The organism is Achromobacter sp. 1014246743 (genome assembly GCF_059760725.1).
Map to the genome: position 1 here is coordinate 26,132 of NZ_JCBANA010000030.1, position 12,461 is coordinate 38,592.

Below are 12,461 nucleotides of genomic sequence, written 5' to 3' on the forward strand. Positions count from 1 at the left end.
GCCGCCCGTGTCCTTACGCCAATCCTCATTCTTTCTGCGCTTTCTGACCCTGGGCGCGCTCGCCCATGTGTATGTGGGCGCCCGCCTCATCCCCGACGCCGGGTTCGCCGGCTCGGGCGCCGCCACCGCCATCCTGCTGCTGATCCTGTCGTGCATCCTGATCCCGCTGGGCATGCTGGGACGCTCGTCGGTGCACCCGCCGTGGGGCGATCGCATCGCCTGGGTGGGGTTGATTGCCATGGGGCTGTTTTCGTCACTGTTCGTGCTGACGGTGCTGCGCGACGCGCTGCTGCTGGCGGCCTGGCTGATCGACCTGGCCACCGGCATCGGCCTGCCGTGGACCGCGCTGCGGCGTTGGAGCGCATTGGCCGTGGCCGCGCTGGCGCTGGCCGCCACGCTGGTCGGCTTCTACAACGCACGCCGGCGCGCGCAGGTCGTGACGGTGGACGTGCCCATCGCGGGTCTGCCTGCCGACCTGGACGGCTTCACCATCGTGCAGATCAGCGACATCCACGTCGGCCCGACCATCAAGAAACGCTACGTGCAGGCCATTGTGGACGCGGTGAATGCGCAAACGCCCGACGTCATCGCCATCACCGGCGACGTGGTGGACGGCAGCGTCGAGCAGTTGGCGGCGCAGGCCAGTCCGCTGGGCCAGTTGCGCGCCCCCTTCGGCGTGTACCTGGTGACCGGCAACCATGAATATTATTCAGGCGCCACGCCCTGGGTGGCCGAGTTTCGCCGCCTGGGCCTGCGGGTGCTGATGAACGAGCACGCCGTGATCCACCCGGCCGGCCTGCCGGTGGTAGTGGCGGGCGTGACCGACTACAGCGCCGGCGCCTTCGACCCGCAGCAGCGCAGCAACCCCAAGGCCGCGCTGGCCGGCGCCCCGGCCGATGCCTTGCCCAAGATCCTGCTGGCGCACCAGCCGCGCAGCGCGGCCGCGGCCGAACCGCTGGGTTACACGCTGCAGCTGTCCGGCCACACGCACGGCGGGCAGTTCTTTCCGTGGGGCTTCTTCGTGCGGTTCCAGCAGCCGTTCACGGCCGGCCTGCACCGCCAGGGCAAGATGTGGGTCTACACCAGCCGCGGCACCGGCTACTGGGGCCCGCCCAAGCGCCTGGGCGCGCCGTCGGAGATCACCCGCCTGCGGCTGCGGCCGGCTCAGTCCGCGTCGTCGGGCAACGGCCCGCGCTCAAGATAGCTGGTCAGCGCGATGTCGCTGGTGGTGTTGGTGATGCCGTCGATCTGATGGATGCGCGCCAGCAGCGCCTCCAGCGCCTGGGTATCGCGCACCCGCACTTTCAGCAGCATCGCGCTCTTGCCGGTGATGGTGTGAATCTCTTCCACCTCGGTCAGCTCGGCCAGTCCCAGCACCTGCTGGGTGATGCTCCAGTTGTTGGTATCCACGTGCACAAAGGCCAGGAGCGGACGGCCGATGCGGGCGCCATCCAGCTTGGCGGCGATGCCCTTGATCAGGCCGTCGCGCTTCAGGCGCTTGACGCGCTCGTGCACGGCGGGAGCCGACAGGTTCAATTGCTTGCCCAGTTCGGCATAGCTCGGCGAGGCGTCATCGGCCAGCAGCGTTAATAGTTTTCGGTCGCGGTCGTCGAGATCGGGCATTGGAATCGGGTTCTGCCTAACGGCATTCGAACTTTGATGAGATAAGGGAATATCGGTGTTAACCCTTATTTTATTCCAATAAAATGCCGCGGATGCAGAATCACGATGTTTCCCGCAGCACCCCACGCAAGGCTCCCCTGCCCGCCGCCATTCCCGCCCTGATGTTCGCCGTCAGCGTGGTGGGCTCCAACGGCCTGGCGTTGAGCCCCATCCTGTCCGACGTGGCGCGCTCGTTCGGCAGCACGCCGCTGACCGTCAGCACCGCCATTTCGGCCTACGGCGCGGCCACGGCGGCCAGCGCCTTCCTGCTGGCGGCCCGCATCGACCGCTGGGGCATCCGCCGCGCCCTGCTGGGCGCCATGATCGCGCTGATCGCCGCCCTGCTGCTGTCGGCCTGCGCGCCTCACTGGATCGTGCTGACCGCGGCGCAGGCGCTGGCCGGCGCCGCCGCGGGCGTGATCCTGCCGGCCGCCTACGGCTCGGCCTCGCTGGTGGCCGCGCCGGGTCAGGAAACCCGCGCCCTGGGCCGCGTCATCTCGGGCTGGTCGGTGTCGCTGGTGGCGGGCGTGCCGCTATCGGCGCTGATGTCGGACGCGGTCGGCTGGCGCGCCACCTACGCCGCGCTGGCGCTGTGCGCCGCCGTCGCCCTGCTGGGCCTGCGGCGCCTGCCCGAACGCCGCAGCGCCCACCCCGCGCCGCTGCGCCTGACGCGTCTGTTGGCCCCGCTGTCGTACCGCGACGTGCCCGTGCTGCTGTTGGGCTGCCTGGCGTTCTCGTCCGCGTTCTACGGCGTCTATGCGTTCCTGGCGGACCACGTACGCACGCTGCTGGGCCTGTCGGCGGGCCAGGTGGGCTTCATTGCGTTTGCCTACGGCGCGGGCTTCCTGTTCGCAGGCCTGGCCGGCGCGCCGCTGATCGAACGGCTGGGGCCGCGCCGCGCGCTGCCGCTGGCCCTGGGCGCCATTGCCTTGGTGTACCTGGGCCTCTTGCCCGCCGCGCACGCGCTGGCCGCCGTGCTGGGCATGGCCGTGCTGTGGGGCGCCGCCTCGCAACTGAGCCTGAACCTGCTGGTGCTGCTGCTGTCGCGGGCCCGCCCCGAGGAACGCGGCGCGGTGCTGGGCCTGAACACCTGCACTACCTACCTGGGCGCCAGCGTCGGCACCGCCATCGCCGGCACGCTGTACACGCATGCGGGCTTTGCCACCCTGGGGCTGGCGGCCGCGGGCGCGGTGGCCCTGGCGGCGCTGGTCCTGCATTGGCGCTTGAACGGCCGCCGCGCAGTGAGCAACCGCGCCACGGCCTGATTCCTGTAGCGGTCGGCGCGCGGCTGGCGCCTTGCGCGCCCCTAGTCCGGCAGCACCACCGCGCAATCCCGCCCGGCGCGCTTGGCGCGATACAGCGCCTGGTCCGCGCGCCGCAGCACGTCCGACATGCTGGCATCGGTCGGCAGGAAGCGCGTGATGCCGCCGCTGGCCGACAACACCACCGCGTGCCCATCGACGCTGGCCGGATGCTGCCGCAGGCCGGCACGCAGCCGGTCACAGACCGCCAGCGCCACGTCCGGATCGGCATCGGCCAGCAGCACCACGAATTCCTCGCCGCCCAAGCGGCCCACCGCGTCGCCCTCGCGCAGGCAGCCTTGCAGCTGGGCGCAGAAGTGGCGCAGCGCGGCGTCGCCGCCCAGGTGGCCGTAGCGGTCGTTGACCTGCTTGAAGTAGTCCAGGTCCAGCATCAGCGCCGTATGTCGAGCGCCCTGCCGCGCGGCTTCCAGCATGGCCTGCATGCGCAGCAGAATTTCGGCGCGGGTCCAGCAGCCGGTCAGGTCATCCACCTTGGCCAGCCGCGCCAGCGCGGCCTCGTTGCGGCGGTTCTCGGTCATGTCCATGCCGATATTGACCACGCTGCCATCCGGCAGCCGCACGTTGGACCACAGCACCGACAGGCGTTCGCCGTTACGTGCCAGCGGCTGCCATTCGCGAAACGACTGTTCGGGCGTGGGGCCCACGCTTTGCAGCACGCGCGCGCGGGTGTCGGGGTCGGGATAGAACAGCGCCAGGGGTTCGGGGTAGCTGTTGATTTCGTCGAGCGTCCAGCCGAAGCGGCGCACACAGGCCTCGTTCCACAGCACGCAGCGGCCGTCTCCATCAAAGGCGTTGATCAGCACCGGCGCGTTGTGGAACAGGGCCTCGTAGCGCGCCACCACTTCACGCAGGCGCCGCAGCTCGGCGTCGCGGGCATCGCCGCCGGTCGGCGCGGGGTCAACGGCGGGCGGCAGCGCCTGCGCGGCGTCCGGACGGGCTGCCTCGGCGCGCGGCTGCGGCGAAATCAGAGCGTCTTTCGATGAAACGAGTCGCATGGGTTCGCAGTCGGGGAAAGGCGGCGCGCACTGGCCGCGTGGGCATCCTACGCCTGGACAAGGGCACAGGGCGGCAAAGCGCGGCAAGTATACGTTTCAATCTGCTACCCGACTGCCAAGAATCGTCAAGGCGCGGCGCCCGCGGGTTCGGCCCCCTTCGCCCGCCATGCCCTGCCGCGCCCCGCCAGCAGTCATGCTGCCGACGCCCAGCTACCAAGGGAACGCGATCAGGTCGCCATACAGGCTGCGCAGCTTGGCCTTGACCTCGGCCGACTGCTGGTAGATGGCAATGAACTTCAACAGACGCGGATCCGAGGCGCGTTCAGGCAGGGCCACCCAGCGGATGGCGTATCGGCGCACGTTGGTGGGGTCGGTATTGTCGAACGCCAGCCCGTCCTTTTCATCCAGGCCGGCCTGCTTGGCAAACGTGGTGTAGGTCACCGAGGCCGTGACGTCATCGAACGTGCGCGCCGATTGCGAGCCTTCGATCGGCACGAACTTCAACCGCTTGGGGTTGACCGTGACGTCTTGCAGCGTGGCCTGGTGCGCCACGCCGGGTTTCAGCTTGATCAGGCCGATGGATTCCAGCAGCAGCAAGGCGCGGCCCGTGTTGACCGGGTCGTTGGGCACCGCGATGGTGGCGCCTTCGGGCAGCGGTTCGCCCTTCTTGAGCTTCTTGGAAAAGAGGCCGATGGTGGTCGAATAGCCGTAGGCGATCGGCGTCAGGTTGGCGCCGCGCCGTGCGTTGAACAATTGCAGGAAGGGCTCGTGCTGAAAGAAGTTGGCGTCCACCGAGCCGTCGGCCACCGCGATGTTGGGCAGCACCCAATCGTTGAATTCCACCAGTTGCACCTCCAGGCCCTGCTTGCGCGCCTCGGCGACGGCCAGCTCGGTGGCGGCATTGGCCACGCTGGGGATCACGCCGATGCGCAGCGGCTTGTCGGCGGCCTGGGCCGGCGCCAGGACGGTCAGGCCGGCCAGGGCCAGCGCGGCCACGGCGCGGCGCGCCAGAGTCAGGAACACGGATTGCTGGAACATGGAATCGTCCGGTAAAAAACGGCCATCGGCGCGGGGGGGTGGACGCTATTGTGCCGCAGCCTCGCCCCGCCCAGGGCAAAAGCCCGCCCACTGCCAGGGCAATGACGCCGCCCGACGGCGCTACACTCGACGCCACCGCCGCCTTCCCTGGGCGCCCCTGACCCCAGCTTCACGGAGCCAGACCTTGCCAAACACCCCCTCCCTGCCCCCCCACGTCACCCTCATCGGCGCCCCCACCGACATCGGCGCGGGCGCGCGCGGCGCGTCGATGGGCCCCGAAGCGCTGCGCGTGGCCGGCATCGGGCCGGTCATCGAAGCCCAGGGCTTTGCCGTCACCGACCAGGGCAACCTGTACGGTCCGGCCAACCCATGGCAGCCGCCCGTGGACGGCTACCGCCACCTGGCCGAGGTCACCGCCTGGAACCAGGCCGTGCACGACGCCGTGTACGACGCGCTGGCCCAGGGCCACCTGCCCATCCTGCTGGGCGGCGATCATTGCCTGGGCATCGGCTCGATCAGCGCCGTGGCGCGCCATTGCCGCGCCGCCGGCAAGAAGCTGCGCGTGCTGTGGCTGGACGCCCACACCGACTTCAACACCAACACGCTGACGCCCACCGGCAACATCCACGGCATGCCGGTCGCCTGCCTGTGCGGCCACGGTCCCGCGGAAATCACCGGCATGTCCGGCCAGACGCCCGACATCGATCCGTCGTGGGTGCGCCAGATCGGCATCCGCAGCGTCGACGATGGCGAAAAGCGCCTGGTGCACCAGGCCGGCCTGGAAGTGTTCGACATGCGCTACCTGGACGAGATGGGCATGCGCGCCACCATGCAGGCTGCGCTGGCCGGGCTGGACGACGACACCCACCTGCACGTGAGCTTCGACGTCGACTTCCTCGACCCCGAGATCGCCCCCGGCGTCGGCACCACCGTCATGGGCGGCCCCACCTATCGCGAAGCCCAGCTGTGCATGGAAATGATCGCCGACACCGGCCTCATGCGTTCGCTGGACGTGGTGGAACTGAACCCCGCCTTCGACGTGCGCAACAAGACGGCCGACCTGGCCGTGGACCTGATCGAAAGCCTGTTCGGCAAGTCGACGCTGGTGCGACGCGGCAGCTGATCCTCCGTTCTCAAGGGCGGGCGGCGCGGGCCGCCAGCCTTTGAAGACTGCCGTCGCGCACGTCTTCCGCCCGCCGCATCCGCCTTCCTTTCTTTGGCCTGCCGTGTTCGCGCCCGGCAAGCGGCCCGCGCACGCCCCCACCTAGGCAATCCACCCATTGACCTTTCACATATGAAAACTTAACTTCTTGCACAGGAATTTTTATTCCTTAACAAGAAAACAAATTCAGCCGGTTGGAGCACCGGCCGCCCTCGCCTTCGTATTCGCGTCCATTCCAACAATGCAAACGCCGGTCCGCACGGCGGACCCTGGAGACAGACAGATGCGCATCAACTCCTTGTGGACGGCCGCGGCCGCCCTGCTCGCCACCTGCGCCGTTCAGGCCCAAAGCGATGTCGTCCGGCTGGGCGTCTCCAACGACCGGTCCGGCATCTATTCCGACCTGGGCGGCCTGGGCTCGGAAATGGCCGTGCGCATGGCCGTCGAAGACTTCGGCGGCAAGGCCGCCGCCAAAACCGTCGAAGTCATCGGCGCCGACAACCAGAACAAGGCCGACGTCGCCTCGGCCCTGGTGCGGCGCTGGTTCGACACCCAGGGCCTGGTCGCGGTAGTGGATGGCGGCGCCAGCTCGGCGGGCCTGGCCGCGCAAGGCGTGGCGCGCGAAAAAGGCGGCACCGCCCTCATCAGCGGCGGCTTCGCGGGCGACTTCAGCGGCAAACAGTGCAGCCTCCTCAGCACCCAGTGGGCGCCCGACACCTACGCCCTGGCCAATGCGGTGGTCAAAAGCGTCGTCGAAAACGGCGGCAAGTCCTGGTACTTCATCACCACCGACTACGTCTTCGGCAAATCCCTCGAAGCCAACGCCAGCCGCTTCGTCGAGGCCGCCGGCGGCAAGGTCGTCGGCAGTACCCGCCATCCCCTGGGCGCCATGGACTTCGCCTCGTTCCTGGTGCAGGCGCAATCCTCCAAGGCCGACGTCGTCGGCCTGGCCAGCGCGGGCGGCGATCTGGTCAACCTCATCAAGCAAGCCCAGGAATTCGGCCTGACCGGCGGCAAGCAGCGCCTCCTGACCTTCCTGACCTTCATCAACGACGTGCAAGCCATGGGCCTGCCCGTCGCCCAGGGCCTGACCTTTCCCACCGGCTTTTACTGGGACGCCGACGACGACACCCGCGAATGGACCCGCCGCTGGCAGAAGAAAATGGGCGTGACCCGCCCGCCGTCCATCGTGCAGGCCCTGAGCTACGTCGCCACCACCCACTACCTGCAGGCCGCCCAGGCCGCAGGCACCTTCGACGGCGCAATCGTCAACCAGAAGATGCGCGAGTTGCCCATCACCACCAAACTGATCAAGAATGCCCACATCCGCCCCGAAGACGGACGCGTCATCATGGACCTGTATCTGGTCGAAGTGAAAAAGCCGGCCGACTCCAAATACCCCGGCGACTTCTACCGCATCCTGTCCACGGTGCCCGGCGACAGGGTGTTCGTGTCGCTGGCCGACAGCGAATGCCCCCTGGTCAAGAAATAAGCCCATCCCACGAGGAGACATCATGAAGTGCTATTGCGTCGTCAACTTCCGCGAGCCCCTGCAGGAAATGGATCCGCCCACCCCCGTGCCCCAAGGCACGCAGGTACTGCTCAAGGTCCGCGCCGCCGGCGTCTGCCATAGCGACATCCACTTGTGGGAAGGCGGCTACGACCTCGGCCAGGGCCGCACCCTGTCACTGAAAGACCGCGGCGTCTCCCTGCCCCTGACCATGGGCCACGAAACCGTCGGCAGCATCGTCGCCGCCGGCCCCGACGCCCAGGGCGCCGCCCCCGGCGGCAACTACCTCGTCTACCCCTGGATCGGCTGCGGCACCTGCCCCACCTGCCTCTCGGGCCAGGAAAACCACTGCACCGCCCCCGCCTGCCTGGGCGTACACCGCGCCGGCGGCTACGCCGACCACATCCTGGTGCCGCACCCGCGCTACCTCATCGACATCGGCGACCTCGACCCCGCCCAGATCGCCCCCTACGCCTGCTCCGGCCTCACCACCTACTCCGCCCTGAAGAAAATCGGCGAAGCCGTCTACCGCGAGCACCCCGTCGTCATCTTCGGCGCCGGCGGCCTGGGCCTCATGAGCCTCACCCTCATCAAGGCCCTGGGCGGCAAAGGCGGCATCATCGTCGACATCGACCCCGCCAAACGCCAGGCCGCCCTCGAAGCCGGCGCCCTAGCCGCCATCGACGGCGCCGCCCCCGACGCCGCCCAGCAAATCCTCAAGGCCGCCGGCGGCAAACCCCTGCAAGCCGCCATCGACCTCGTCGGCGCCCCCGCCACCACCTCCCTCGCCTTCGACTTCCTCACCAAGGGGGGCAAACTCATCATCGTCGGCCTCTTCGGCGGCGCCTCGTCCTGGCCCATCGCCCTCATCCCCATGAAGGCCCTCTCCATCATCGGCAGCTACGTCGGCAACCTCGCCGAACTACGCGAACTGATGACCCTGGTCCGCACCGGCAAAGTCCCCCCCATGCCCGTGCACCGCCACCCCCTGAAAGACGCCGACACCGTCCTGGCCTCGCTACGCGCCGGCAAGGTCGTAGGCCGCGCCGTCCTGACCGTGGACTGACCCCCAACCGCCGCGGCAAATTCGCCGCGGCACCTTCACCAATCAGCTCCCCTGCCAAAGAGAAGTCCACAAGACGCACGCCAGCCGCCAATCGAGCACAGCATCAAGCGCACCAAGAAGCACACCCCTCCCACTCACTCCCCACCCGCGCGCAGCGCACACCGCCCCGACGCCCCACAATGCGTAAGCTTCGTAAGGCCGCCCGCGCGGCCGGCACGAAGCGGGCCCCGCACCCCTCGCCCACCCCACTCGGTCTAGCAGCACCACGCACCCAGACACTCGCCGCCCGACGGACGACCTACGAAGCACACCCCAACGCAAGCCCCAAAAAAAGAACCAAACAACATTTCCGCCTATCATAGGAACCCAAAGCCCAGCTCCCCAGAAAAAGGAAAAAGCATGACCGACCGCCAGCTAACCATCCTAGCGGCCCTGAACCTGCTGGTAGCGGTAGGTGCCGGCGCATTCGGCGCCCATGGCCTGAAGCGCCTGGTCACCCCCGAGCTGCTCTCCGTCTGGCAAACCGGCGTCCTGTATCACCTCATCCACGGCCTCGGCCTCTTCATCATCGCCCTGCTCGGCGCCCGCTACGGTTCCCCCCTGCTGTCCGCCGCCGGCATCGTCATGTTCATCGGCATCGTCCTGTTTTCAGGTAGCCTCTACACCTTGACCCTCACCGGCACGCACTGGCTCGGCGCCATCACCCCCCTGGGCGGCGCCGCCTTCCTTGCCGCCTGGGCCATGGTCGCCCTGGCCGCCTACCGCGCCCAACCCTGATTCACCTGCCCCGCATCACCCCAGGCGGTTGCAACACCGCCGCCCCCGCTGAACCCCGATGTCTTCCGCCACCGTCTTTCCCGCCACCCGCAATCATTCCGCCGCCGCCGGCATCGCCTGCGTCATCGGCGGCATCTTCTTCCTCACCCTCAGCGACGCCAACGCCAAATGGCTCGGCACGAACTACAACCCGCTGCAGATCCTGTTCCTGCGCGCCCTCATCGCCCTGCCCTTCGTCACCGCGCTCGCCATCAGCCTGGGCGGTCGCCGCGTGCTGCGCACCGCGCACCCCGGCCTGCACCTGACCCGCGGCGCCATCAACGTCATCTCGGCCTGTTGCTTCTACCTGGGATTGCGCGCCCTGCCGCTGGCCGAGGCCACCGCCATCGCCTTTGCCGCGCCCCTGTTCGTCACCGCCCTGTCCGTGCTGATCCTGAAAGAGCGCGTCGACGGCAAGCGCTGGCTGGCCGTGCTGGCCGGCTTTGCCGGCGTGCTCATCATCGTGCGCCCCGGCACCGACGCCTTCCAGGCTGCCACCCTGCTGCCGCTGACCACCGCGCTGCTCTACGCCGTCATGATGATCACCGCGCGCGGCATCAGCCGCGGCGAAGGCATGCTCACCACCACCTTCTACATCGTCGCAGGGCAATTGGTGTGCAGCGCCGTCGCGTTGCCCTGGGTCTGGCACACGCCGGCCCTGGCCGACCTGCCGTACTTCGCCGCCGTGGCGCTCTTCAGCACCTTGGGACTGGCCCTCATCACCCAGGGCTTTCGCATCGCGCCCGCCTCCGTCGTGGCCCCGTTCGACTACACCGGATTGATCTGGGCCACCTTGCTCGGCTGGATCTTCTGGCGCGAAGCGCCGGACGCCTATGCCTACCTGGGCGCGCTGTTCATCGCCGGCAGCGGCGTGTACATCGCGCTGCGCGAAGCGCATGGCTCGCGCAAGCAACGCAACAAGGCGTAGCGCAACGACATCGTCATCAAGGATGACCGGCAGCGACCTGAACCGCCGCTGCCGATCGCAAGAGGGCTACTCCGTCAACGGCGGGAAGTTGCGCTTGAGCACCCGCGCCACATTGGGTTCCCGCGCGGCCTGACGCGCCACCGCCGTCAGCGCCGGGCAGTTCGCCTCGAACCAGGCCAGGCCCGGTCGCCAATGCGTCATCACCGCGACATACAGGTCCAGCGCCGAAAAGCGGCGGCCCAGCATGTGCGGCGTGCCGGCCTGGCGCTCCAGTTCCAGCCAGAGTTCCGCCCGCCGCGTATGGATGCGCTCGCGCAACAGATCGGCCGGCGCCCCCGGCGTGGTCCATTGCGACGGGTCGTCGCCGAACGTGAACGTCGGATAGACCGCTGCCACCAGCCGCAACAGCAGATTCAGGAAATGCGCGCGTTCGGGCTGGTCGGCCGCCGGTGCCAGGCCCGCCTGCGGCGCCACGTCATGCAGGTGCAGCACCATCGCCGCGCTTTCCGTCATCACCTCGCCGTCGGGCGTGATCAGCGTCGGCACCTGGCCCAGCGGATTCAGGTGCAGCAGCCGGTCGCGCTCGGCCCCCGGCTTCAGGTAGGGCACGTCCGTCAGCGTGTGGGGCACGTTGGCCAGCGCCAGCGCCGCCTCGACGACCGCCGAACCGCAGCCCAGCGAACCGATCAACTCATAGGTCTTCATGGCCATCATCCTCCCGTAGGCGCCGGGGCCAGCCGCAGCAGCTGACCCGGCGACGCATCCGTCAGTACGTACACATAGCCGTCCGGCCCTTGCCGCACATCGCGGATACGGGCCTTGCGGTCGACCAGCAACTGTTCTTCGGCCACCACCTTGTCGCCATCCAGCGTCAGGCGGATCAGGTTCTGGTTCGCCAGCGCGCCGATGAACAGCGAATGGCGCCAGGCCGGAAAGCGGTCGGCGTTGTAGAACGCCATGCCGCTGATCGCCGGCGACTTGGCCCACCAGTACAGCGGCGGCTCCATGCCCGGCAGCGTATCGCCCTTGGCCTCGGGGATGGGCTGGCCCGAATAGTTGATGCCGTAGGTCGCCAGCGGCCAGCCGTAGTTCTTGCCCGGCTGCACCAGGTTGATTTCATCGCCGCCGCGCGGCCCGTGTTCGTTTTCCCACAGCGCGCCGGTCCAGGGGTTGAGCGCCATGCCCTGCGGGTTGCGATGGCCGTACGACCAGATCTCGGGCCGCGCGCCGGCCTGGCCCACGAAGGGGTTGTCGGTCGGCACCGAGCCATCCACCTTCAGCCGCACCACCTTGCCTTGCAGCTTGTCCAGGTCTTGCGCGGTCGGGCGCTGGTTGTTCTCGCCCAGCGAGATGAACAGATAGCCCTTGCCGTCGAACACCAGGCGCGAACCGAAATGCAGGCCCTCGGACAGCTTGGGGGCTTGCCGGAACAGCACCTTGAAATCTTCCAGCCCGCTGCCATCGGCCGCCAGCTTGCCGCGGCCCACCGCGGTGCCGCTGCGCTTGCCGTCGGACTCGGCATATGACAGGTACACATAGCGGTCCTGCGCGAAATCCGGCGACAACGCCACATCCAGCAGCCCTCCCTGGCCTTGCGCGGCCACCTTGGGCACCCCCGTCAAGGGCTTGGACAGGCCGCCCGGCGTGCGCAGCAGCCGCAGGCTGCCGGCGCGTTCGGTGATCAGCATCCCGCCTTCGGGCAGAAAAGCCATCGACCAGGGATTGGACAAGCCGCCCACCACGACAGTGACCTGCGCGGCCACGGCGGGCGGTTGATCGGGACTTTTGGCGGGGGTGGCCCAGGCACTGCCCGCGCACCACGCGGAACCGGCCAAGGCAGACGTAAAGACAAGAACAGACAAGGCGCGACGAGTCGCGGACAGGCGTTGCGGCATGGACGTCTCCGGCGGCTGTGTGGGGTGCGACGGTACGCGGCGGTGGCGTACCATAGGCGCAAAGAGC

Annotated in this window: 12 protein-coding genes; 7 read left to right on the top strand and 5 right to left on the bottom strand. The window is 68.6% G+C overall.

Annotation, left to right across the window (positions count from 1 at the left end):
• Positions 1-7: 7 nt before the first annotated feature.
• Positions 8-1,204, top strand: coding sequence for a metallophosphoesterase (locus AC6LJ2_RS14425; RefSeq protein ID WP_263913436.1), 1,197 nt, complete (start codon positions 8-10; stop codon positions 1,202-1,204).
• Here AC6LJ2_RS14425 and AC6LJ2_RS14430 read toward each other — a convergent pair.
• Positions 1,165-1,623, bottom strand: coding sequence for an Lrp/AsnC family transcriptional regulator (locus AC6LJ2_RS14430; RefSeq protein ID WP_263913437.1), 459 nt, complete (start codon positions 1,621-1,623; stop codon positions 1,165-1,167). The two genes, AC6LJ2_RS14425 and AC6LJ2_RS14430, sit on opposite strands and share 40 nt — an antisense overlap.
• A gap of 92 nt (positions 1,624-1,715) precedes the next feature.
• On the opposite strand from AC6LJ2_RS14430, the gene AC6LJ2_RS14435 reads away from it, so the two are divergent.
• Positions 1,716-2,927, top strand: a complete 1,212-nt coding sequence (locus AC6LJ2_RS14435; RefSeq protein ID WP_445658953.1) for an MFS transporter — start codon at positions 1,716-1,718, stop codon at positions 2,925-2,927.
• A gap of 41 nt (positions 2,928-2,968) precedes the next feature.
• On the opposite strand, the gene AC6LJ2_RS14440 is transcribed toward AC6LJ2_RS14435, so the two are convergent.
• Together AC6LJ2_RS14440 and AC6LJ2_RS14445 are read right to left on the bottom strand one after the other, a co-directional pair.
• A complete protein-coding gene (locus AC6LJ2_RS14440; protein ID WP_263913439.1) occupies positions 2,969-3,979 on the bottom strand; it encodes a GGDEF domain-containing protein in 1,011 nt (336 codons plus the stop codon).
• A 210-nt stretch (positions 3,980-4,189) separates the two neighbouring features.
• Positions 4,190-5,017 carry a MetQ/NlpA family ABC transporter substrate-binding protein gene (locus AC6LJ2_RS14445; protein ID WP_263913440.1) on the bottom strand — a complete coding sequence of 276 codons (828 nt, stop codon included), beginning with the start codon at positions 5,015-5,017 and terminating at the stop codon, positions 4,190-4,192.
• A 184-nt stretch (positions 5,018-5,201) separates the two neighbouring features.
• Between AC6LJ2_RS14445 and rocF the strand changes: the two genes are divergently transcribed.
• The 5 genes from rocF to AC6LJ2_RS14470 all read left to right on the top strand — a co-directional run bounded on the left by rocF (position 5,202) and on the right by AC6LJ2_RS14470 (position 10,499).
• Complete coding sequence (gene rocF / locus AC6LJ2_RS14450; protein ID WP_498151599.1) at positions 5,202-6,140, top strand: arginase; 939 nt, start codon at positions 5,202-5,204, stop codon at positions 6,138-6,140.
• 322 nt (positions 6,141-6,462) lie between these two features.
• Positions 6,463-7,671, top strand: a complete 1,209-nt coding sequence (locus AC6LJ2_RS14455) for an ABC transporter substrate-binding protein (RefSeq protein WP_498151600.1) — start codon at positions 6,463-6,465, stop codon at positions 7,669-7,671.
• Positions 7,672-7,693: 22 nt separating this feature from the next.
• Positions 7,694-8,755: an alcohol dehydrogenase gene (locus tag AC6LJ2_RS14460; RefSeq protein ID WP_498151601.1), complete on the top strand. Its 1,062-nt coding sequence runs from the start codon at positions 7,694-7,696 to the stop codon at positions 8,753-8,755.
• A 399-nt stretch (positions 8,756-9,154) separates the two neighbouring features.
• Positions 9,155-9,532, top strand: a complete 378-nt coding sequence (locus AC6LJ2_RS14465; RefSeq protein ID WP_498151602.1) for a DUF423 domain-containing protein — start codon at positions 9,155-9,157, stop codon at positions 9,530-9,532.
• A 58-nt stretch (positions 9,533-9,590) separates the two neighbouring features.
• On the top strand, positions 9,591-10,499 hold the full coding sequence (locus AC6LJ2_RS14470) for an EamA family transporter (RefSeq protein WP_263913446.1): 909 nt from the start codon (positions 9,591-9,593) through the stop codon (positions 10,497-10,499).
• 66 nt (positions 10,500-10,565) lie between these two features.
• Here AC6LJ2_RS14470 and AC6LJ2_RS14475 read toward each other — a convergent pair whose 3' ends face one another.
• Both AC6LJ2_RS14475 and AC6LJ2_RS14480 read right to left on the bottom strand, forming a co-directional pair.
• Positions 10,566-11,204, bottom strand: coding sequence for a glutathione S-transferase family protein (locus AC6LJ2_RS14475; RefSeq protein WP_263913447.1), 639 nt, complete (start codon positions 11,202-11,204; stop codon positions 10,566-10,568).
• Between the two features lie 5 nt (positions 11,205-11,209).
• Positions 11,210-12,394 carry a PQQ-dependent sugar dehydrogenase gene (locus AC6LJ2_RS14480; RefSeq protein WP_498151603.1) on the bottom strand — a complete coding sequence of 395 codons (1,185 nt, stop codon included), beginning with the start codon at positions 12,392-12,394 and terminating at the stop codon, positions 11,210-11,212.
• Positions 12,395-12,461 lie beyond the last annotated feature (67 nt).